Annotated in this window: 18 protein-coding genes; 6 read left to right on the top strand and 12 right to left on the bottom strand. The window is 39.2% G+C overall.

All coding sequences use genetic code 11. From position 1 onward, the window contains the following. Positions 1-114: 114 nt before the first annotated feature. The 3 genes from IQ283_RS05585 to IQ283_RS05595 are packed head-to-tail and all read left to right on the top strand — an operon-like array spanning position 115 to position 3,315. Positions 115-1,140: a LacI family DNA-binding transcriptional regulator gene (locus IQ283_RS05585; protein WP_242057251.1), complete on the top strand. Its 1,026-nt coding sequence runs from the start codon at positions 115-117 to the stop codon at positions 1,138-1,140. A gap of 36 nt (positions 1,141-1,176) precedes the next feature. Next, positions 1,177-1,773 carry a YesL family protein gene (locus IQ283_RS05590; RefSeq protein ID WP_194219128.1) on the top strand — a complete coding sequence of 199 codons (597 nt, stop codon included), beginning with the start codon at positions 1,177-1,179 and terminating at the stop codon, positions 1,771-1,773. 42 nt (positions 1,774-1,815) lie between these two features. Then, positions 1,816-3,315 carry a glycoside hydrolase family 32 protein gene (locus IQ283_RS05595; RefSeq protein WP_242057252.1) on the top strand — a complete coding sequence of 500 codons (1,500 nt, stop codon included), beginning with the start codon at positions 1,816-1,818 and terminating at the stop codon, positions 3,313-3,315. 114 nt (positions 3,316-3,429) lie between these two features. On the opposite strand, the gene IQ283_RS05600 is transcribed toward IQ283_RS05595, so the two are convergent. Continuing rightward, positions 3,430-3,846 carry a cytochrome-c oxidase gene (locus IQ283_RS05600; protein WP_242057253.1) on the bottom strand — a complete coding sequence of 139 codons (417 nt, stop codon included), beginning with the start codon at positions 3,844-3,846 and terminating at the stop codon, positions 3,430-3,432. A gap of 233 nt (positions 3,847-4,079) precedes the next feature. Between IQ283_RS05600 and rpiA the strand changes: the two genes are divergently transcribed. Further along, positions 4,080-4,739 carry a ribose 5-phosphate isomerase A gene (rpiA, locus tag IQ283_RS05605; protein ID WP_322098033.1) on the top strand — a complete coding sequence of 220 codons (660 nt, stop codon included), beginning with the start codon at positions 4,080-4,082 and terminating at the stop codon, positions 4,737-4,739. Positions 4,740-4,800: 61 nt separating this feature from the next. Here rpiA and IQ283_RS05610 read toward each other — a convergent pair whose 3' ends face one another. Beyond that, complete coding sequence (locus IQ283_RS05610) at positions 4,801-5,130, bottom strand: winged helix-turn-helix transcriptional regulator (protein ID WP_194219130.1); 330 nt, start codon at positions 5,128-5,130, stop codon at positions 4,801-4,803. A 130-nt stretch (positions 5,131-5,260) separates the two neighbouring features. On the opposite strand from IQ283_RS05610, the gene IQ283_RS05615 reads away from it, so the two are divergent. Next, positions 5,261-5,755, top strand: coding sequence for a lactoylglutathione lyase family protein (locus IQ283_RS05615; RefSeq protein ID WP_194219131.1), 495 nt, complete (start codon positions 5,261-5,263; stop codon positions 5,753-5,755). Positions 5,756-5,982: 227 nt separating this feature from the next. Here IQ283_RS05615 and IQ283_RS05620 read toward each other — a convergent pair whose 3' ends face one another. From IQ283_RS05620 to IQ283_RS05660, 9 genes are all read right to left on the bottom strand, one after another. After that, complete coding sequence (locus tag IQ283_RS05620; protein ID WP_194219132.1) at positions 5,983-7,182, bottom strand: PLP-dependent aminotransferase family protein; 1,200 nt, start codon at positions 7,180-7,182, stop codon at positions 5,983-5,985. Positions 7,183-7,359: 177 nt separating this feature from the next. After that, complete coding sequence (locus IQ283_RS05625) at positions 7,360-7,782, bottom strand: hypothetical protein (protein WP_194219133.1); 423 nt, start codon at positions 7,780-7,782, stop codon at positions 7,360-7,362. 308 nt (positions 7,783-8,090) lie between these two features. Continuing rightward, positions 8,091-9,749, bottom strand: a complete 1,659-nt coding sequence (locus IQ283_RS05630) for a M4 family metallopeptidase (protein WP_194219134.1) — start codon at positions 9,747-9,749, stop codon at positions 8,091-8,093. A 371-nt stretch (positions 9,750-10,120) separates the two neighbouring features. Next, positions 10,121-10,600 carry a type VII secretion protein EssA gene (gene essA, locus IQ283_RS05635; protein ID WP_194219135.1) on the bottom strand — a complete coding sequence of 160 codons (480 nt, stop codon included), beginning with the start codon at positions 10,598-10,600 and terminating at the stop codon, positions 10,121-10,123. After that, on the bottom strand, positions 10,590-13,637 hold the full coding sequence (gene esaA / locus IQ283_RS05640) for a type VII secretion protein EsaA (protein WP_194219136.1): 3,048 nt from the start codon (positions 13,635-13,637) through the stop codon (positions 10,590-10,592). Before esaA ends, essA begins: the two co-directional genes overlap by 11 nt. Then, on the bottom strand, positions 13,634-18,088 hold the full coding sequence (essC, locus tag IQ283_RS05645; RefSeq protein ID WP_194219137.1) for a type VII secretion protein EssC: 4,455 nt from the start codon (positions 18,086-18,088) through the stop codon (positions 13,634-13,636). Before essC ends, esaA begins: the two co-directional genes overlap by 4 nt. A 15-nt stretch (positions 18,089-18,103) precedes the next feature. Beyond that, positions 18,104-19,345, bottom strand: a complete 1,242-nt coding sequence (essB, locus tag IQ283_RS05650) for a type VII secretion protein EssB (protein ID WP_194219138.1) — start codon at positions 19,343-19,345, stop codon at positions 18,104-18,106. A gap of 14 nt (positions 19,346-19,359) precedes the next feature. Further along, positions 19,360-19,602: an EsaB/YukD family protein gene (locus tag IQ283_RS05655; RefSeq protein ID WP_194219139.1), complete on the bottom strand. Its 243-nt coding sequence runs from the start codon at positions 19,600-19,602 to the stop codon at positions 19,360-19,362. 56 nt (positions 19,603-19,658) lie between these two features. After that, complete coding sequence (locus IQ283_RS05660) at positions 19,659-19,952, bottom strand: WXG100 family type VII secretion target (RefSeq protein WP_194219140.1); 294 nt, start codon at positions 19,950-19,952, stop codon at positions 19,659-19,661. 448 nt (positions 19,953-20,400) lie between these two features. Between IQ283_RS05660 and IQ283_RS05665 the strand changes: the two genes are divergently transcribed. Beyond that, complete coding sequence (locus IQ283_RS05665) at positions 20,401-21,561, top strand: TerD domain-containing protein (RefSeq protein WP_194219141.1); 1,161 nt, start codon at positions 20,401-20,403, stop codon at positions 21,559-21,561. Positions 21,562-21,614: 53 nt separating this feature from the next. Here the strand turns inward: IQ283_RS05665 and IQ283_RS05670 are convergent, their stop codons facing one another. Beyond that, the gene (locus tag IQ283_RS05670) at positions 21,615-22,517 is read right to left on the bottom strand and encodes an EamA family transporter (RefSeq protein WP_194219622.1); all 903 of its coding nucleotides are present in this window, start codon (positions 22,515-22,517) and stop codon (positions 21,615-21,617) included. Positions 22,518-22,540: the final 23 nt, after the last annotated feature.

The following is a 22,540-nucleotide window of genomic DNA, read 5'->3' on the forward strand; positions in this document are numbered from 1 at the left end:
GTTTACTTAAGCTCTTTTTAAGAGCTTCTTTTATAAAAAGTAACGTAATCGATTACGCGTCACGTGGTTTGCAGTTTAAAAGGGCGAGTAATCTGATAAGTAGGTGAAAAGGATATGGGCACCGTTAAAGATGGAAACAATATGCGTTCAAAAATGAAAGATGTCGCTCAAAAAGCAGGTGTCTCTACTGCCACCGTTTCTCACGTTATTAACGGTACGAGGTATGTTTCTGAAAATACGAAAAAAAAGGTCTATCAGGCTATGCGGGATCTCAACTACAGTCCAAACTTTGTTGCTAGAAGTCTTCGAAGCAGTAGTTCAAAAACGATCGGTTTGATTATTCCTGCTAAAGAAATGGATACCTCGGGCTTTTTCTTTATGTCGATTGCTCACAGCATTGAGAAAAAGCTGAAGGAAATTGGCTATCAGTTAATTTTAAGTAATTCAAATGAAGAAATTGAAAATGAGATTCAACAAATTAATATGTTTAAAAACCAAATGATCGATGGGTTAATCATGGCGCCAACTTACGGGGATCATAGCTATTTAAAAGAATTTGAAGATCAATTACCCATTGTATTTATTGACCGAAAGCCAGAGGGAATTGATTGTGACTGTGTACTGGTCGATAACTTTAAAGGCACGTATGAGGCGATGAATCATTTAATTCATAAGGGACATCAAAGAATCGGATATATTTCCGGTCCGCTTGGCCTAACGACGAGTGATGAACGGTTTAGAGGATATAAACATGCGTTATTAGAAAACGATCTTCAGGTTGATGAATCAATGATTGTAATTGACGAAGCTTCATTGGAAGCTGGCAAAAATGCGATGGCATTTTTACTGGAGCAGTCCAAATGCACGGCGGTTATGATTGGGAACAACATTCTCACATTAGGATCAGTCGTAACGTTAAATAAAAGCAAGATTCAAGTACCAGAACAGATGGCTGTCATTGGCTACGATAACTATGAATGGACTGAAGCAACCAATCCACCGTTAACCATTATTAAACAGCCAATTCATGAGATAGGCGAAAGAGCAGCAGAATTGTTGCTCGCTCGTTTAGATAATCCACAGAAAGAATCTTCCTGTGTGAGCTTGCCATCAAGCTTAGAGATACGAAGTTCATGTTAGGAGAACAGTCGATGTATACGATGGGAGGAGAGTGAGTTGGGGGATCATAAATACAAGGTATTTTCTTTTCTAGAAAAAGCAGTGGATTTCCTCTTTCTCAGTTTCATATGGGCGATCATGTGCATTCCAATTATCACAATTTTCCCTTCAACAGCGGCTATGTTCGGTGTTGTTCGAACGTGGCAACTTAAAAAAGGAGATGCAGGTGTTTTCATTACGTTCTTTAAGTTGTTTAAGGAGAATTTCAAACAAAGCTTTGGTTTATCCCTTATTTGGAGCTTAGTTGGACTCTCTTTATATCTTAATTTTCAAATTGTATCTCTATCTGGATCAGTAATGGAAGTCGTGATTTTTATCGTAAGTGTCTTTCTAAGCGTCATATATCTACTTATGACCATCTACTTATTTCCTATGATGGTTCATGTAAAAGCAAAGTGGTACGAACTGGTGCGAAATTCGTTTTTTCTTGTTGTAGCAAGTCCATATTCAACGATCATAATTGGTGTTGTTACCCTTGGGACAGTCTATTTCTTGTTAGATAATCCAGCAGGACTATTTTTTATCACAAGTATGTTAGCTTACTTTATTAGTTATTGGTTTCTTAAAGCAATTAGTAAACTACAAATCAATTAATGGTTTAGTTAAAAACTTTGTTGACGGAAAGGGTGCTGAATATTGGATGTTGAACAAGTCGTTCCTCGAAGCAACTATTCAGAGAAGCATAGACCTCAGTTTCATTTCACTCCAGAATCAAATTGGATGAACGACCCAAATGGGATGGTTTATTTTAATGGAGAATATCATTTATTCTATCAATACCATCCTTATAGTAGCGTATGGGGACCGATGCATTGGGGACACGCGGTGAGTATAGATTTAATTCACTGGGAGCATCTCCCTATTGCGTTAAAACCAGATCAAAACGGGGCTATTTTCTCGGGCAGTGCCGTTGTCGACTGGGATGATACAACAGGTTTCTTTAACGGGCAAAGTGGACTCGTAGCCATCTTCACTCATGCGGATACATACCCTGGATCCGATAAACCACGGCAGCGGCAGAGTCTAGCTTACAGCAGCGATAATGGGAGGAGCTGGACGTTGTATAAAGGGAATCCGGTCCTATCAGAACCTCGAATTCTAGATTTTCGAGATCCTAAAGTTTTTTGGCACAAAGAAACGAATCGTTGGGTGATGGTTATCGCTTCAGGGCAATCCATTAGTATCTATACGTCATTAAATTTAATCGACTGGGAGTTTGCCAGCACGTTTGGAGAGAAAGAAGGATCGCATCAGGGGGTATGGGAATGCCCTGACTTATTTAAACTACCAGTCGACAACGATCCATCCAAACAAAAGTGGGTATTACTCGTTAGCCTTGGCGACCATCCAGATGTCGATAGCGGTTCAAAAACACAATATTTCATTGGTGAATTTGATGGTAAAACGTTTCGAAATGATCACCATCCAGATCATGTGTGCTGGCTTGATCACGGGAGAGATAACTACGCAGGGGTAACGTGGTCAGATTTACCAGATCATGATGGGAGAAGAATTTTAATTGGATGGATGAGTAACTGGCGTTACGCGAATGAAACGCCTACAGAAGGTTGGCGAAGCGCGATGACAATCCCTAGAGAGCTAGTCTTGAAATCCACATTAGCTGGTGTCCAACTTACCCAACTACCAGTTACAGAACTTAAGAATATTAAAGAGCCTCTTGTACTGGTGAAAGAACAAAAGATAACATCAGGTGAAAATGTGCTAAGCGGTATTCATGAAAACACACTTGAAATAACCATGGATCTTAATCCTGGTTCATCAGAAGTAGTAGGCTTAAAGGTCTTAAAGTCTGATAATGAAGAGACAGTCATCGAATATAATGCAAAAACAGAAATGCTAACTTTTGACCGAACTCAATCAGGAGATTCTTCTTTTCATGCCTCTTTTGCTTGTAAGCAGACAATAAAGATGAACTCTCCTCATGAGCGTTTGCAATTGACCGTATTAATTGATCGATCCTCCATTGAGATTTTTGGGAATAGTGGGGAAACGGTCGTTACAAATTTGGTGTTTCCTAAAGAGGATAGTAATGGTCTGGAGTTATACAGTAGCGATGGGATTTTTATTCATTCGATGGAGATAAATCGATTGAAATCAGTGTGGACTAACCCATAAATTGTTTTGGGAAATGGTAGGAAAACATGTACCTACTTATAAGGTTAAAAGGTCGAGTTTCCATTGGAAACTCGACCTTTTAACTATGTTTTACTATTGAACGACTTAATAGAATTAAAGTGACGTCGTTTCGCTTTTCTTAAGCAAGTGAGCAACGTTTTCTGCTTTCAAATTTATAAACATGTTAATAACGAACAGGATGACACTTAATACAAGAAGGTTAGGAAAGATCATGAGGAGAACGTTTAATGAAGTATTGCCTGCAAGGAAAAAAGATAGTCCAAGCATAAATAAAGGGAATGACACGTTATAAAGCCAGAAATGCAGTTTTGCTAAGAGCGTTTCACTGGCTTTGGGGAATAGAATATAGATAAAACCGAATAAGCCCATGGAAGCCCAACCTAATAGATTAATATGAGCGTGTGCGCCTGCCAAACTGTGATCCTTCATAATCTCCATCAATAACCCCATACTAACTCCAATTAGGAAATAAAGTGCTGCCAATTTAAAAAAACATATCCCCATTCTCATTACATCCCTCCTATACATGTTTGATTGCCTGTTTAAATATATATCGCTAGAAGGAGGATTATGCCGAATATAAGTGTTTGTTCCAATAGTGAAGACCTTATCCGTCAATTATTTGTGAATATCCTTGGCCATCTAAACTTTTTCACTTCTCATTTTGTTACAATAAAACCAACCAATGCTAGATTTCTTACAAGAAGATAAACTCTGAAAAAAGGTAAGGTGTCAAAATGAACATGAAACAGAAATGTGCCAAAGCAGCTCTAGAATACATAACAGATGAAACTATCATCGGTCTTGGTGGCGGAAGTACAATTGGATATTTAATTGACTTTATTAAGGAAGAAAAGTTAAATGTGAAAGTCGTAACTCCATCTCTAAAAACAAAGCATCTATGCGTAAATCAGGGACTGGAAGTGCTACCAACAAGTACCGTTGAAGAAGTAGATGTTGCATTTGATGGTTGTGATGAGGTTGATGAAAAGTTATATGCACTAAAGAGCGGCGGTGGTATTCACACGCAAGAAAAGCTTATTGCTCAGATGGCCAAGGACTATATCTTGCTAGTTGATGATTCTAAAGTTGTTCCGGAATTAAGTTATCAGCATCCAGTCGTACTGGAGACTTTGCAAGATTCACTGGCATTTGTACTAAAGAAAGTAGGAGAGATGGATGGAAAGGCAGAAGTGCGTTCAAGTTCTGCGAAGGATGGATATACAGTTACCGATTATGGAAACTTTTTAATTGATGTTTGGTTTGAGAAAGGGCAGGAGAGTGTCCAACTTGAAAAACACCTGAAAGAAATACCTGGTGTAATTGACGTCTCCCTTTTTGCGAGTGTTGTTACAAAAGCATTAGTGGCAAGTGGAGAAGGTATTTACGAGATTTCAAAATAAGGTGATCTATTGCTAGTGCCTGTCACTTCTTACAAGTTAGTAAGGTAGTGACAGGCACTCTTTATTTTTGATTCTCAGTCCCCCACAAGTGCATCTGCTCTAAAATCGGCATCAACGTTTTGCCTTTTTCCGTTATGGAATATTCCACTTTTGGAGGAACGGTATTTTGTTGTTTTCGATCGATGAAACCTTCTTCTTCTAGTTCTTTTAACTGATGACTCATCACTTTATGGGTGACGCCTGGTAGTAACTGGCGTAATTCATTGTAGCGAAAACTCCCATCCACACAAAGGTGCCACAAAATCACCGTTTTCCATTTACCGCCGATTTTCTTTAATGTATATTCAATCGAGCATTTTAGTTTTCCGTTTTGATCCACTGGAGAAGTCATGTTGGATCGACTCCTTTCTTACCTTTTGGTTAGTATCGCACAAAAAAGTGCGTTCTTACATGATCATTTTGTTCTCAGTATAATAAACGTGTGTTGACAGAACATAATCACTAAGGAGGAGTTCAAAACTATGTTACCATATCCAAGAAGTTTTTCTCATATCGGACTATCTGTTCCAAATCTTGAAGAAGCTATTAAATTTTATAAGGAAGTATTCGGATGGTATATTTTGATGGAGCCATCTGATGTGCACAATGATGATTCTCCGATCGGACAAATGTGCCGTGACGTCTTTGGAGATGATTGGGATACATTCCGAATTGCTCACTTATCAACCGGAGATAAAATTGGCGTCGAAATGTTTGAGTTCCCGGAAAACGAAACGCCAGAAAATAACTTCGAATACTGGAAAACAGGTATTTTCCACTTCTGTATCCAGGACCCTGATATTGAAGGAATCGTTGAGAAAATTAAGCAGCACGGCGGGAAACAGCGTATGCCGATCCGCGAATACTATCCAAATGAAAAGCCATTTAGAATGGTGTATGTGGAAGATCCGTTCGGCAATATTTTCGAGATCTATTCTCATAGCTATGAACTGACTTATTCAGAGGGTGCTTATTAATGATTAGGCCAAAAAGAAGTGAGCTGGGAGGGAGACTCCAGGTTCACTTCTTTTTGGATTATTTATGTAGATAGAGATGAGGTAAATACTATTTACCTTCAACTTAGAAATAAATTTCCTTTCACATACTTCAAATATAAAGGAGATTTTCCGCTTAACTGTTTTCGGGTAAGGCTTGTTTTCAACTATTTAAAGAGTTCATCAATCGTTTAGCATATGAATTAACCCTAAATATTTTCGTACTCTATAGGAGCAGCTTCTTGAAAGACGTCTACTAGAATTTCCATTCCTTTCTCTATTTTATCCTGAGTGGAATGAGTGAAATTGAGACGCATTGTATTTTTCTTCGGATCTGAAACATAGAAAGGAGCTCCTGGTACATAAGCCGCACCTTTTTTTACAGCTGTATTTAATAAAAGCGTCGTATCAATGCCTTCTGGTAGTTCTACCCAAAAGAACATGCCGCCTTTAGGAACCGTATAAGAAAGTCCAGGTAGATCAGCTTGATCAAGCAATCGTTGCATGACCTTCATTCGTTCAAAATATGTACTCCTGAGGTTTTGAATATGACCGTTCAAATCAAAGTCGGAGCAAAGGTGATAGAGTGCTTGGTGAGCAAGAGAGTTTGAATGCAAATCAGCCGCTTGCTTTGCTTGTGCCATAATGCGGATGATTTGATGAGGTCCTCTGATCCAACCTGTTCGTAACGCAGGAACAACGGTTTTAGAAAAGGTACTCGTATAGACTGTGTGCGATCCATCGTCTAAAGCAGATATAGGGGTATATGTTTTTGTTCCATCGAACTTGATTTCTCCGTACGGATCATCTTCAAAAATAATCACTTTCTTTTTTATTGCTGTATCAAGTAGGTGTTGTCGTCGTTCAAGTGACCAAACTTTTCCCATCGGATTTGAGAAGGTTGGGACAACGTACACACACTTCGGCATATACTTTTTCATTTTGTAATCAAGATCCTCTGGTACCATTCCATGCTCATCCGAATCAACAGGGATAATTTTCACTTCATACGATTGAAAAACCTGTACGGCTGCAAGATAAGTTGGATTTTCTGTTAGAACAATATCTCCGGGGTTAAACATTACCCGCGCAAATAAATCGATTGCTTGTTGCGAACCAGTGGTGAGCATAATATCATCCACGCGTGAAGCGATGCCCTTCTTGTTCATGCGATCAACAAGAACCTCCCGAAGTGGAGCATATCCCTCCGTGGCATCGTATTGAAAAGCCTTTCCTCCTGATTGAAATGTTTTCGAAAATGCATCTTGTACTGCCTCTACAGGGAAAAGTTCGTCGTCTGGTAACCCTCCCGCAAACGAAATGACATCACCTTTATTCGTGATTTTTAAAATATCGCGTACTGCAGATGATTGAAGATGCTGCACTCTCTTAGCAAATCCGTACCTCATGACCAAAACGCCTTCCTTTGTTTTAATATTTAAAATATTGTCATTATAGCATTTTAATGCGTTGAAAGGCTAGTGTGTTTGTTTAAAGTTAGTAATATGGTTAGATTCAATAAAACTAAGGTGAAATACCAAATTAAATTAAAATAAAAAACTCAAGTTCTGACTTCAGAAATTGAGTTAGGATTTGAGCGGTATACTCTTATAGAACTTAAGCCATTTCTTTAGTAGTAACAGGTAATGAAAATAAATCAGGGAACATCCAATGAGAATACTAAAGGTAGCAAGCCACTCAACTACTCTGCCACTATCGAAAATAATAGGCAAAATAGAAGAAAGTACTATTCCTGCGAGTGTATAAGCGAGAAAATGATACCGATAAAGGCTCCGTTCCTTTCTAGTTAAATACCAATCAATAAAGATAGAGATCGGTACACCAATCAAAAGGAAAAATGGAAGCATTAGATAGGCATTAAGCATCGCATCTGAGAAATGGAATGCACTCTCACTAGTATTGTCAAATAGATACAATAAAGTGTTTATGATAAGTGACACAGTAAAGGCTGAAAGAAAGGATGATAAAATCCTAAAGATAAAGGTCATAAGTGGAACTCTCCCAAAGATTGTTTTCAAGACATAAGCTAGCAACTATCGAGGTTTAATTATTTCTTTTTGTTTTCTTATCTTTAAAATTATTCCATAAATACTAGTTAACTTACAAGTGTGAAATAATTTCTGTCGGTGAGTGTAGTTCCGTCTCCATTATTAAGAAAGCAGCCAACCTATATATAGCAAGGAAGCTTATGTAACTATTTTTTATTGGATAATTCATTAATAATCTCTAAATAAGATGAAAGAAATAGAAAAAGCATGAAGCCAGTTCGCTTCATGCTTATTTCTATTGATCTGTTTTACTCCATAATCCCTACCGAATCAAATCCACCTGCAGCAGCCACCACTTCAGCGCTACCTTCACCGTAAAGGTCAATAGCAGATTGCACGATAGCTTGTCGTGCATCACTAAAGTCAGAGTTAGCTGTAAGGTATTGAGTCAGAGCACGATAATAGATTTGCCCAAGCTTCTCACGGCCAATGTCTTGAGCGGTTAGGTAAGCGGCGTGATTAATAATCGAAGAGTTGATGTGAACACCGCCGTTATCTAAGTTAGCTGGAAGGTCGTAAAATTCATCCATATGGGATGGATACATTCCTTCGCCGTTTCCATAAGCAACATAAGCAGCACCAACAGGGTATTTACTAGGATTACTTAAGCTTCTAAGAGAAGTGCGTCCATCTGCAACGGCAGCGGGTGCCATAATGTCTTCCCCGATCTCCCAGTCTGAGTCATCAATTAATGCGCCGAAAATATCCGAGAAGGATTCATTCAAAGCGCCGGATTGAAAACGATAGATGAGGTTAGCTGAATTAGATGTGACCCCGTGAGTCATTTCATGTGCTGCTACATCCAGGCTAGCAGCAAGAGGGATGAAGAATTCACCATCGCCATCTCCATATACCATGTAAGTCCCATTCCAGAAAGCATTGTTGTAATTATCTCCGTAATGAACGACTGATTGGATCGGCATGCCGTTATCATCGAGAGAGTTCCGTCCATGCTCACTTAAGTAATAGTCATACACTTGTTCCGAATTATAGTGAGCATCAACAGCAGGTTCTGCAAATTCAGATTTAAACGCCGCGCTTTTGTTTGAAAACAATTCAAGATAATTTTTTGAGTAATCATAGGTGATGATCCCATCTAATCCTTCGTGACTGTAATCAGCTAGTTGAAAAACGGTGCCTTCTTTTTCACCTTTGCTTTTTGTCACGTGGAGAAGACGATGATCGCCGAGTACCCCGGTACCAGTCCCAGTTTGGGTTTTAAAATGACCTGCGTCCATGATGGCGTTATATTGATCCACAACTTTACCAGACGTAGCATCAACAAAAACATACCAGTTACCAGGCTCATCACCTAAGAAGTTCACATTCACTTTGTAGGTGAGGTGATTTTTTCCTTCAAATGGATAAACAACTAACTCGGATGTTGGAGCTTGATCTAATGTAGAAGGAGCATGAGTAGAAGATTTTGCGACTTGCAATGCTTCTTCTGAAGAAAGGGTAGGTTTAGTATCGAGCTTACTTGCTTCGATATCTTCATTATAAGCTCCGTTTACGACAGTGATTTCATTATCCACATTGTAGTGAACAATAATCTCAGCCCCTTCAACCGGGACGCCGTTTTTTGTTTGATTAAACCTGACGTGAGTCATTCCAAGTTCATCCTTGGCGGAATTGTTCTTTTTTAGGTCTGCTTTTGGATTTTTGATCTTAACTTTTTCTTTATTTTGTTGCAAGTAGTTTAGGGCATCTTCAGCAGAAGTAGAAGAACGTTTAACTGCTTGCTTCTCTTTCACGAATAGCGGAACGTTCGCTTTTTCGTTCCATTGCTTAACCATCTGGTTCTCCGCTTGATGATCAGGCTGGACGGCTAGAACATTATTATAAGGGAGCGATGCGGTTATTAAGGCAGTCGTCACAACAAGTGGGGCAATAAACTTTTTCCTCAAATAAATTCCTCCTAATATGTAATCTATTTACAATTATAAGGTGGAATTGAACTTCTCTCATGAGTCCTTGTAATTATCTTAAGATATAGAATAGTTAGAAAATATGGTTATATAGAACTATTAATAATCGTTTAACAACTTCATTAATCTCAATTTTTAAAGTGAAACGGGAATGGAGAAGTTTAAGTAGAAGGTTAAAAATTGGTAAAAAGTAGAAAGGGTGTGAGTGGCTGTTGTTTTTTTAAGAAAATGTTATTGACCACTAAAAAGTGACAATGATTTTTCTGGTTCTATGGCGGTTCCATCTATTAGATACTTGAAATTAAAAAGCTACGGTCCAGAAAATGGACCGTAGCTTTTTTGATGAGCGATTAGCTTTTCGAAGACGACAATCGATTATAGATCACTAACACCATGATTAGAACGATGAGGCACACACCAATTAAAATACCAATCAGTAGTTGAAAAGAGGATGACGTTGTTTCTGTATCCTCTTCATTAATCGATTTAAAAGCTGCTGTCTCCGTCTCAGAGAAAAGGTTTAAATTCTCCGCTTTATCTTTAATCGTACTATTTTCTTTACTCATAGAAAGAAATAATTCATTTAGGGTATTCTCAGGGTTGAAAACTTTTTTCCCGTTAAATGAAATCGTCTTCTGATTTTCAGAAATCTCTTCCATTTCCTTCGAGTTTGAAGAATCATGGATCAAGTCAGTGTTTTTCTTGAACTTGTTTTTTTGATATTCATTCGGTAATAACTCGTTTATGTCCGTACTTGCTTCTACTGCAACTGGAACAAGGTGACAGCAAAGAAAGATCATTGTAATAAGACAGATAATTTTAGGCTTCATGAGCCTCATCCTCTTTAGTTTGTGTCCATGACCGTTTGTTTAAAGCATATTGAATAATAATCAGGACAATTAAAATAGCGGTTAAAATCATCGCACCTTCTGTAAAGAGCGTTTGTGTACTGTTCTGTATAGACATATACACGCGAGACATTGGATCAGTAAAGCTAAAGTTCGGTGTCGAAAGTGCAAGTAAAGGTGTCACAAACAGGGCAACGAGGCCAACTGTGACTAGCCATCCTAATAAATGATGTCCCATAAAGGCAACGCGAATTAACGCTGCACAGCTTAATAAAAGTAAGATCGTAAAGATTGTCCATTCCATTGAACGATCGTTTCCTAAAGGGTAAATCGATAAGCTGTAGAGACTTATAACGAGACCAACGATACTTGTCAGCATTAAGAATAAGATACTTTGTAACCACCACGGACCATGTTGGAAGTAGTAGCTTGCATAACCAATCAACAAGCTGCTTAAGAGAATAATGAATAAAATCACAACAGGTGGAAGATTCGTATCTTTCTTATCTGTAAAGACGCTACCGGTGACGTCAATTGGAGTAGCTAGGAAATCATAGACGTAATCGTTTGATCGACCATCTACAAAGGCATTCCCCATGACGTTAAAGACATCATCACGAATCATAAGGGTTGAAGCGACATTCGTGTCCCACTTATTATTCAGTGTGTTAGCGTCTGTTTGCACTTCAGCCACTCGAGACTGGAGTTCATCTGTGTAGGTAAGAATTTCGGATTGGCTATCTTCAATTGAATCCACCCAATCATACAGAGAACCCATCTGACTTTTAACTTGATCATGATTACTTATAACTTGCGTACCCTGCGTAGTTTCATCAGGGGTTTGTTGCTGAGCTTGTTGCATCTGGTTTAGAACGTTATCTGCTTCTTCTTCAATTCCATTCAAGCTTTCGAGTAACTTCGCTTGCTGTGTGTCGAGAACGTTTTTGTAGTCCGCTAAAAAGACAGTGAAATCATCTTGTAACGTCGTCAGGGCGTCGCTCGTTTTCGGTACTTGAGTTCCAACCGCGTCCCATTGGCCTTCTTCTTTGTTGGTTAGTTCTAACATGCTATTTACTTCTTCACGAAGGTCATTGTCCTGTAGAACGGTGTCTTTCACGTTGTTTTTAGAAAGCATACTATTTAGCGTTGCTTCATATCGATCCAGGGATGCATAGTACTGAAGAACATCCGTCAAATTCGCCCCTTTGATCGGACGTTGGAAATAGACGGATAGCGTATCTTTTCTAGCTTGTGATAGAGCAGGTGATGCTAGAATCGCATTTTCTTTTTCATTAATGCCGGATGAAATACGATAAATCTTATCAGATACCATTATTAGCAAGTCTTTTAACTCGGTATTTGATTCTTTTAATACATCAACCTGTTCCATTAACGTTTCTTTTTGAGAAGAGAGCGTTTCGTTTTCTTTTGTTAGCTTTTCAACTTCCTTTGTTAACTCTACAATTTGTACAAGTAAACTTTTATTCTCTTCAGTTAGCGTATCGATAAGCTTCTTTAGCTCTTCCAATTCGCCGTCAAGTGGGTTGTCGCCGCCTTCTTTGGCTAGAAGTTGCTGCTCGGTTTGCTTTATCCGATCGTTGAGCGTTAATAACTTTGTCGATGCGGTTTGAAGATCTTCTACTTTTGGTTCCTCGAGCGCAATCAACGTTTCCTGTAGCGTCACAATTTCCTGTGCGATGGCTAACAACTCATTGCGTTCTGCACTTAAATCAACTGGAGTTGGACCATTTGTTTCTCCATCTTCATCGATCACAGGAGGCTCTTCATCCTGTAAGCTCTTTAGAAGTTTCGTAAGGTCTTCCATTGGATCTTCTTCTTCACCTGGCTCTTCCGGATCAACGGGTTCTTCTGGATCTTCAGGGACCTCAGGTAGTTCAGGGTCATCGGGAATGACAATCTCATCTCCATCACCGAGCTTATTACTAAGCGTGGCGATATCTCCTTCTAGTTCATTTAAAACCATGGAGTCTTTTAGCTGCTGATAGTAATTAAGAATTCGCTCTTGTAGCGTATAGAAATCGTTAACCTGGCGCTCAACCTGGTCATACCGAAGTTCTTTTAAACCAGCAAACATTTCTTGCTGCTGCATCATCTGATTTTCTACCTGAGACATGTTTTCAAGAACGCTCTCAGATTTACCTTCGAACAATTCTTTGTTGTTCATAAACATCGGTTGAGGCATTTCAGTTGCCTGTGAAATCGAATCGACTGAATCAGCTTGAATTTGTTCAAGAACTTCTTGTTGTTTCTGCTGATACTCACGATAGTCATTCGTATAAGTAACAAAGTTTGCTAGATTTTCTTGAAAATCTTCCATCGTATTTGTTTGATCTGCTGCTCGTTCCTCAGCATTTTCTGACGTTGATTGAAGAGTGGCAAGCATCGACACTTGCTGCTCCATTTGCTCAGCAAGGTCTTTGGAGCTTGGTGTATAGAAGGAGAGCATTGTTTGCTGGAATGCTTTCTCTTTCTCTACAATTTGATCAAACTCTTGTTGGATGTTGACGAGATCGTTTGAAACATAGTTCCAATAAAGAGAAGACATCTTCGTATTAACGCGATTTGTTGCTTGCTCAAGTTCAAGCAAAACTTTCTCTTTATTGATGGCATTTAGTTGATTCTGAACCGTGTATTCTAGTTTTGTTTGTTCAGGTTGGTTTTCATCATAAGTTAGAATCTTCTCAGAGAATGTTGACGGGATGTACACTATGGCATCATACTTTTGATTGTTTAGTCCATTTTCTCCGGCACTACGTCCAACGACTTCCCAATTGTATTGTGATTCTGATTTAAGAATGGGAGGGACGTCATTTCCGAATTTCACGACTTCCTCGTCTTCTTCTGTTCCCGTATCTTCATTAATAACAGCGATGGTTTTCGTTGCGCTCTCTTTCTTCTTCATTGGATTTTCTCCAATGGAAGTAAAGTATATGAGTGGAAGAACTAAAATGATCGCTGTTACGAGAATGAGTTTAAGGATGCTTTTCTTCTCTTTCACGCATGTACCTTCCTTTCTATTTGGACAAGTGGAACCTGGATTTTTTGCGCTTTTTCGCTTTGAACATAATAAGCAAATCCGGCTTTAATATCGGGTTCTTTCCGGTCAAAAGGTAGATTAATGAGCGTTTGATCGGATTTCTTCATTAATAGTATAATTTGACGAATTTGCTTTAATTCGACCGTAAGTGGATCGTATCCTTTCGTTAGTTCATTGCTACTGCCAGATGCGATAATACTTAAGCCGAGGTGGCTATAGTTTTTCATTAATGCGGTCATTCGATCCTGAAGGAGGTTTCCGAGAGTTTGGGAAAATCGTCCATATCCATCAATAAAGAGGAAAACTCTTGAGAATTCAGGAAGTGTTCGGCGATTATTCATACTCTCATGATAGGTGATTGCACGTGACTTGAATTCAGTTGTCACTTGTTCAATCCATTCTTCGATTTGTTCTTTTGTTTCTAAATAAGTCGTGTTTACCTCGTCTTTTAGATGAAAAAGTCCGCGATCGATTGAATCAAATATAGCAATATGATCACCTTCTTGCTGTAACGCTTGCTGCGTAAGAAGACGCATGATATTGGTTTTACCTTTCTGGGCCTGTCCAAGTACAAGACAATGGGAAGTCTGCGCAAAGGAAAGGGAAACAGGCTTAACTGTTTCTTCATGCAATCCAATCGGATAAGTGTTCTTTGATTCCGAAGCTGGAATGTACGTATGTAACGTCTTTAACGTAAGATCAGTCGGTAGCATTGGAATAGCTTCAGGCTTGCTCACATCACGGTATTTGTCTTGTAGCATTTGGACTTCTTCTTTCAATGAAGCTAGCTGTTCATAGTCATCTTCCCCTCTAGTTGGTAGCACTATTTGACCGAAGTGTGTTTTCTCCTTCTTCATAATGGCTCTACCCGGTACTGCTTCTGGAGCAAAGGGGATTCTTCCAAGAACGGTGTAAGCTTCTGAGTTATCTAATAAATAATGGACAATTTTTGTTTTAAGGTTATTCATCAGTGCCTGACGAACCGAGTTCAAACGCGTAGCGCTCAAGATCATATAAATACCGAGCGACTGTCCGTCTCGCGCAAACTGAGTGAAGATCGGATCAAGGTCCATCAGTTCTTCTTTTACGAGATCATAGTTATCGATCGTAATAAAGAGTAGAGGAAGAGGTTTGTCATTTAGACGATTGTACATCGTAATGGAGCTCACTTCTTCACGCTGAAAGAGTCGTTTACGCTTCGTAAATTCTTCCTGAATGAACTTCAACAATTTGTTTAGTTTGCGTTCCTCATCTATTAAGAAATAATCTCCCGTATGAGGCAAGTTCTTAATGGATAATAAACCACCGTTACCGAAATCAAGTATATAAAATTGCGCTTCTTCCGGCGTGTTTGTTGATGCGATGCTCATAAGTAACGTTAAGATGGTTTGCGTCTTACCAAAACCTGATGAGCCAAATATGCCAACATTGCCATCCTTAATTAATTCATAATCGTATGGAGATTGTGCTTGTTTTTCAGGTTCATCCAGCAGGGCAAAGGCGATTTTCTTCTTATCTGATTCAAAATCATGACGATACAATCGCTTTTCGAGTGGTGGAAGCCATGGACTCGGCAATCTACTGAGTCCAAGTTCCTGCTGGACATCTACGATTTTATCTACAATTACTTCGATTTCACTTTGCTTCTTTTTCTTACTTTCTTTTGATGATGATAGCTCTGAAAGAGGAACGAGACCAAGATCAGTAACTAAGGCAACCTCATCTTCCATATCGGAGGTGTCTTCCATATATGTCGCTCGGCTATAGGCCGATTGAAATAAATCGTACACCTCATTATTCCCAACCTGTAAGTATGCCCGACCTGTCACGGTTAGTGATGCAGCATCACCGTTCTTTAAAATTTCACGACTATCCTCTACGTTTTGTACTTTTAGAGCGACGCGGAAACGAGCGTTACTCCAGATCTGATTATCAATTACGCCACCAGGTTTTTGCGTGGCAAGAATGAGATGCACACCTAGACTTCGACCAATTCGTGCAGCACTGACAAGCTCTTTAATAAATTCTGGCTCTTCTGTTTTTAACTCAGCAAATTCATCAGAAATTAAAAAGAGATGAGGCATAGGTTCAGCCGCTACGCCATTTTTATAAAGAACCGTATAGTCATTAATATGACTCACTTCATACTGATCAAAGATGGTTTGTCGTTTCTTTAGCTCACTTTTTATGGAAGCGAGTGCTCGCGTACTGAAATTTTCGCTACCTTCTATATTTGTAATTGTCCCTAACAAGTGAGGGATTTGTTTAAATGGCTGTGCCATACCTCCACCTTTATAGTCAATTAACAGAAATGCCACTTCATGTGGATGGTAGTGGACGGCTAGCGAAAGAATATATGTTTGTAAAAATTCACTCTTCCCGGATCCAGTTGTACCAGCAAGTAATCCGTGGGGACCATGAGCTTTCTCATGAAGATTTAATTCCACAACATCCTGGCGCCCTTTAAGTCCCACTGGTGCTGCAAGTGATTTCGATGATTGATTCGTCACCCAATTATGTGAAACCGGTAATTCATCAATATCTTCCATATTCAACATTTGCAGGAAGGATACTTTCTCAGGAATGGAATTCGTTATGCCGCGCTGGTGATTCAGCGTGCGGAGCATTCGGGAAAACTGTTCATTACCACTTTGCTTGTGCTGATCAAGTTCGAATGAAATTTCGGCTGCTTTTTTCTCTTGAATGAGAATATCGCCTTCGCTCTTGTTAATATAGCGAATCAGCGTATGGATATTGTCTGATAGGCTCTCTTTAGCCTCTGCAACGAAAATAGTTGAAAGACCAAGATGTGTATGTTCACTTTCTAAGTACTCCAAAATGACATGGTCCGAGATTAAGTTGTGATTCGAAATAATAAACACATAATGTGGTGCGAATCGTAGCTTTTCTTTATCTTCTTCTAGATCCCGTTCTCGAATCATTTCATAGATCGAAGAGAGGAGCTGATCTCGCGTTTGCTCATTATAAATAAACCCTTTTGCAAATGATCCCGGCATTTGCAAGTGCGGTAACCATTTCATCCATTCCCATTCGGCGTATTCCTCTTCATTAAAGATGAAGACAAATCGGATGTCATGATAGCTATGGAAGAAGGCCAGCTGTCCAATGATTTGATGCAGTTCATTTTTAACAACTGCTTCTTTTCCGATAAGGCCAATTGCTCCCTGGAATAAGTCTGCGGTAATAGGAAGGGAGTGCAGTTCATTGTATACTCGCTTCAGGTTCTGGGATTCTTCTAATAGTTCATCCATTTCTCGTGTCGACATGTCAGCTGAATTAACGGATATTTTATAGCTTGCTGGTACCGTTCCCGTTCCTAAGCGAAATTGAAGGAAGTCAGGACTCTCTAGGCTACGTTCCCATAAACGGTCAGAAACCTGCTCGGTTAAGTATTTCATTCGCTCAAAGCTAGGGTAGTGGAACGTAAGAACTTTTCTCTGCTTTTGAGCCAATTCATGAAGTTCGTGTCGCTTATCCTCAAGGTATCTTTTATATATCCGTTTCTTACGTGCTTTTGATTTCTTTTGATGACTTTTATCTTTAAAATATTGCACTGTCGATGTAACGAGTGTTGTCGTAAACATAACAACAGAAATAAGAATGAAAATGCCTCTTGGAATAAGAATCGCTACTAACCCCATAACGATAAGCATCATTAATGGAGGAAGGATAATAATCCAAAGGCTTCGATTATTCCGATCAGATTCTTGAGTAGGGAAGGATAGATCAATCTTATCCTCAGGTAATTCATACATCATCCTCGGCGTACGACGGTAGTTTGGGTATTTTTTCTTCATTTCAGATGACGGAATCGTGGCCTCTGGGAGAGAGGTTTCAAACGTCTCTGGACTTGTTACCTCAAGCATATCCTCAGCTATTAGTGTCAATGTCATCATCGGCAGGAAAACCATGTCACCGATTTGAAGTGGTGATTTACTATGTAAGAGCGAACCATTATGATAAACGGTTGTTTGACTAGTAGCTGTAATTGTCCAATGTTTCTTCTCACGGGTTAAAACAAGGCTAACTTTTTCAGGAAGAGCCCTCATTTGAATCTCTGATGAGGACCTCGAAATGGTTACTTCCTGCTGATCATCAATGTAGTAAACATGCTTCTTCGCTTTAGGAGTTATCATGATGGCAACTTCTTCAGAACCTAATTCAAAAGTAGAGCGCTTATTGAGAGACAATGGAATACTCTCTTCATCATCTTTTTGCAAATGAAAGTTCTCGTTATGAAGCTGTACCGAGTAGACATGCTCGTCTGAATTGGACGAGGGTATAGTAAAAGTGTGGTTGATACTAGTGCCAATTGTGATAGGGTGGTTTGACTGCTTATCAAGTTCAATCATTTGATACGTACCACGAAAGAACACCCATAATTGTTCCATTATTTCACCTCCGATCTATTTCTCTTCTTTTTTCTGGTCACCTTGTTGCTTCTCTTCATTTGTTGTTTCCTGCTGGGCTTCTTCCTGTTCTTGCTGCTGCTCTTCTATTTCTCTTTCGTATTCTTCAAATTCTTGCTCTAACTCATTGATCATCTGCTGCTTCTTCTCGCTCTCCAGATCTGAATCAGCTTTAACCTGTTCCTTGCGCTTCAAAATGCCATACATTAATAAGTCGCGATCTTCTAAATAACGTGCGATTTCAAGTGCTTGTTCCGCTTCTCCGCGTCCAATATGAATCCAATACTCATAATACCTTGGGTCAGATTGAAGGGAGATCGTATTACGCACACTTTCTTTTTGTTCATCTGTTAGAGATTCATTGATGATATAGGAGAGGGCTAGCTGATATTGCGTCACTTTTGGAATGTCGTCAATGTCATAAGATTGAAGCGAGTTCACAACCTCACTATACTCATTCGTTAAAAAGTTCTCCTGTGCCTGGACGATATTCTCCTGCTTTGGTTGGAGAAGAAACAAAGAGTAAAGAGAGTAGAGTAAAGCTGGTAGTAAGCAAATAGATACGCCAAGAAGGAAATAACGACTTGTTTTCCACTTTTTTTTATTCACTTTAATGAATTCAGATTCTTTCTTATGTAAGTGTTCAATTTGTGAATGAATGATTGGCTGAAGCTCATGAAGTGTTTTGGCTTGAAGCACTTGTTTTAGTTCAGATGACAGTGTGAGCGTGTCAGAATAATGTAGGTATTGTTCAAATGATTGCTCTGGATTCATCATAGCTGCAACTGTTGCTCGTGTTTCATCAAGAATACGTTCAGGATCTTCCTCATAAGGGGGAAGACTTTCCTTTACGCCGAAATGTAAAAAATGTGGCGTCAATCCTTGATCCAGCACAAGATTATCTGGACAAATAATTAAGTTAAGACGCTTGTAGCGGTGGCCCTTTACTTTTTGCACCAGTTGATAGGCACTTGTGAGGCGATCGCTTTCAGTCATTTCCTTAAGCTTCGCTGGAAGAGCGATAATAGAAGGTGAAAGTTTGTGCTGGATGCTTACCTCATCCTCATTCATTTCAATTGTTTTCGGGATCCCGGTATGGATCTCGCTTAGGAAATGAACTTCTGACAATTCATCGAATTTGATTTTCTCTTTCTGAAACAGAAAGGTAATGACATCTTTTTCGCTAATAATTTTTGCATCTATTTGTGTTTCAAGATAGGGTTTCACTTGATTCGACATGGTTGTGATCTCCTTCAAAGTATTTCAATTCGATCTCCAGTCATAATCCCAGCATCAATTAATCTCTCATTAGCGGCTACTACCTTATGCTTATTCACTAGCCTAACCCACCCCGTTTGATCTGGAGGAGTTTGGATTTGTTCCGTTTGGCACACTATTTCAATGAGTTTCTTGACTGAATGATAGTTTGATAGTCTGAGGTCAATAAAGCGACCTTTTTTGTAATGATGAAGATCGACCGTTACTTCAATGTACATATTGTTCACCTCATAAGGAAGGAGCGCCTAAGCGCTCCCGATCAATTCTTTATCGCTTATCCGCGAATTTGATTAGCAATTTGTGCGTCAGCATCTTCAAGAGATTTCGCAGTGCTTGCTAGTTGTGTTGAAATATCAGCGAGGAGACGCTGCATGTCTACGAAAGATGGACGTAGAGATTGATATTGATCACTAAAAGCTTGGCTTGCAGCACCTTCCCACATACCTTCTAACTCAGCAATCATTTTGTCTAAATTACCAATTTGTTCTTCTACTTTACTTTCTTCTGTTTGATAGCGTTGAGACATCGTAATAAGTTCTTCCGGTGTTACGCGAATTTGACCTGCCATTCAGAATCACTCCTCTTAAATTAGTAATGTGTGCATTATTCCTACAGAACTGCATCAGTCTTTCTTATATATAATTAGCATAATTTGTAATAACTTGATAGGTTTAATACACACATCGGCAAAAAATGTAACTTATATACCATGACATAATACCCCTGAATTTCCAGTTAATAAACATTAAAATGTAAAATATGGATGGATAATATAAGATATGGAATTTTTGAGTGTGAATCCTATGAATTTAAAAATGTAGGGATGTGTTGTAACCCCTGATTGCTATGACTTTCACAAGTTGCTATACAGACTAAATACTCATTTTTGTATAAATTAGCAGATTGGAATTAAATTGAACCGGTAAATGGTAAGTTGTATTTAGAGTTAGACATTTATTATGAAAAAGATTTTAAATTGGTGTAACTAAACAGTTAATCGAGCAGGGGGAGAATGAATGAACATAAGTAGAGGTCAAAAAGTACCTATTACAAAAGGGAGAAGCGTATCGGATCTTAATATAAGGATAGAATGGCAAAACGATCATCAAACAATTGAAGTAGACGCCGCTGCATTCCTATTAAATGAAACAGGCAGATGTAGTGGCGATGAGAGTTTCATATTTTATGGGCAGCCTGTAAGTATTGACCAAAGTGTGAAGCAGATCAAACAGGGGGATAATCAGAGTGAAACATACATTTCTTTACAGAAGGTGTCGTCTGACATTCAGAAAGTTGCTTTTACACTCACGATCCACGAGGGGGAAGAAAGAGGCCAGAATTTTGGTCAAGTTTCCTCATTATCACTTCGTATTGCAGACAAATCTACTGGAGAGAACCTCGTTTCATTTACATTTGGTGAAGAATTAACGAAAGAGACGGCCATCGTTGTAGGCGAGTTATATTTACATAACGGAGATTGGAAGTTTAATGCGGTAGGTAGTGGTTTCTTCGGCGGACTCGCAGCGCTGTGTGAGAATTTTGGCATTGAGGTTGAAAGTAACAAAGATAATCATAAGCAGCCAGATCCTATTCAAAGCCAGCCCGTTCAGTCTTCACAAGAAGCGGTTGTCCCTCTAACAGTCACTTTGAAGAAAAAAGAAGCGATCTCCATTCGTAAGTCCGAGAAAGTAGTCGCTACGCTAGAATGGAAAAGTAAAAAAGATCTGGATCTTTACTGTTTTTACGTCCTTAAAGACGGAACAGAAGGAAAAGTATATTATCGAACACCAGGACATGCTCATAAAGAACCGTATATTACGTTAGATGGTGATGCACAGGGAGCAGGGAAGGAAACGGTGGTTGTACATAAACCGTCTGAGCTAAAATACGTGCTGTTTTCAGCGTATAGTGCGATATCAAATGGCATTGGAAGTTTTAAGTCTATGAAGGCAAAGGCAGTTGTTGATAATCAAATGGGGCAAACAGTGACCTCTCCTCTATTTGAAAAGAATAACTTTGCTTATTGGGTGGCTATTGCTAAGATTGATTTTACTGATCCGCTTGATATGAGCGTTAGTCATGTTGAGAAGTATTCGAAAAGTGGTACGGAGCGATCGCCACTTTTGTATCAAGATGGGTCGTTTGAAATGAATGTTGGACCAATGGAGTTTAAATAGATTACTAAGCTGTTAAACGAAAACACCTCATCCTTTTGGACGAGGTGTTTTCGCTATTGTTGTTCGACTATTTTTCTGCGAGTAAGACTTATATTTTCGCTGAACAGAGTTGGGAGCGTCATTCCGATGATAATAATCACAATACCCGCTATTTGCAGAACTGATACTGTTTCACTTAATAAGATGACGGAAACCATGACAGCGATTGGTAGTTCAATTGCACTAAGAATCGAGGACTTACCTAAGCCCACCTTGGGAATGGCAATCGAAAATAGGAACACCGGGATGATCATTCCAAATAAGCCTAGTGCGATTCCGTATAGCCATAGCCCTTCTGCGAACAGTGTACCGTTCCAAACGATTTCTGGAGATTGAAAAACTGCTGACATCAGGAATGCGAAAAACGAGACAATGACTAATCGATTTGACGTATTCATTTTGGCGTTCGCTTTCCCATTAAAATAAAGGAAGAGTGAATAACAAAGTGCAGCTCCAAGTCCCCATAACCAGCCTTGAAAAGGGATGTTAGATAAATCTGCATCAATAAGTCCTGCAGCAGGTATCGTTCCACCGATTAAAATAACTAGTGATAGCATTTCCATCCTTGTTGGAAGCTGACGTTTCGTAATGCTTGAAATCAGCATGCCGATCCATGTGAATTGAAAGAGCAGTACGACAGCCAGGGAGGCTGGTAAATAATTTAATGATTGCCCATAGAGAATATTAGTTAAGCATGTAAAAACCCCTGCGAAAATTAGAATTTTAACTCCAGCGAAACTTAGCTTTTGTCGGTTTGTGATGAGAAAGATGAGTACTGCAATTACAAAGCCGATAAAGAATTGGCTCGTAACGGCTTCAGATGCTGTAAATCCGCTTCCCATCGCTAATTTAATAATAGTTGAAACAACTCCGTAACTGCTTGCCCCGATAATGACAAGCAATGGATATAAGTACATTTTCATTGAACGTTTGCCTCCAG

Source organism: Pseudalkalibacillus hwajinpoensis (assembly GCF_015234585.1).
Taxonomy (GTDB): Bacteria; Bacillota; Bacilli; order Bacillales; family Guptibacillaceae; genus Guptibacillus; species Guptibacillus hwajinpoensis_B.

Bases quoted from the DNA above. Each gene is read 5' to 3' on its own strand.
- IQ283_RS05585 (WP_242057251.1), top strand. From the start codon at position 115: ATGGGCACCGTTAAAGATGGAAACAATATGCGTTCAAAAATGAAAGAT.
- IQ283_RS05600 (WP_242057253.1), bottom strand. From the start codon at position 3,846: ATGAGAATGGGGATATGTTTTTTTAAATTGGCAGCACTTTATTTCCTA.
- rpiA (WP_322098033.1), top strand. From the start codon at position 4,080: ATGAAACAGAAATGTGCCAAAGCAGCTCTAGAATACATAACAGATGAA.
- IQ283_RS05610 (WP_194219130.1), bottom strand. From the start codon at position 5,130: ATGACTTCTCCAGTGGATCAAAACGGAAAACTAAAATGCTCGATTGAA.
- IQ283_RS05615 (WP_194219131.1), top strand. From the start codon at position 5,261: ATGTTACCATATCCAAGAAGTTTTTCTCATATCGGACTATCTGTTCCA.
- IQ283_RS05620 (WP_194219132.1), bottom strand. From the start codon at position 7,182: ATGAGGTACGGATTTGCTAAGAGAGTGCAGCATCTTCAATCATCTGCA.
- IQ283_RS05625 (WP_194219133.1), bottom strand. From the start codon at position 7,782: ATGACCTTTATCTTTAGGATTTTATCATCCTTTCTTTCAGCCTTTACT.
- essA (WP_194219135.1), bottom strand. From the start codon at position 10,600: ATGAAGCCTAAAATTATCTGTCTTATTACAATGATCTTTCTTTGCTGT.
- essC (WP_194219137.1), bottom strand. From the start codon at position 18,088: ATGGAACAATTATGGGTGTTCTTTCGTGGTACGTATCAAATGATTGAA.
- essB (WP_194219138.1), bottom strand. From the start codon at position 19,345: ATGTCGAATCAAGTGAAACCCTATCTTGAAACACAAATAGATGCAAAA.
- IQ283_RS05655 (WP_194219139.1), bottom strand. From the start codon at position 19,602: ATGTACATTGAAGTAACGGTCGATCTTCATCATTACAAAAAAGGTCGC.
- IQ283_RS05660 (WP_194219140.1), bottom strand. From the start codon at position 19,952: ATGGCAGGTCAAATTCGCGTAACACCGGAAGAACTTATTACGATGTCT.
- IQ283_RS05665 (WP_194219141.1), top strand. From the start codon at position 20,401: ATGAACATAAGTAGAGGTCAAAAAGTACCTATTACAAAAGGGAGAAGC.
- IQ283_RS05670 (WP_194219622.1), bottom strand. From the start codon at position 22,517: ATGTACTTATATCCATTGCTTGTCATTATCGGGGCAAGCAGTTACGGA.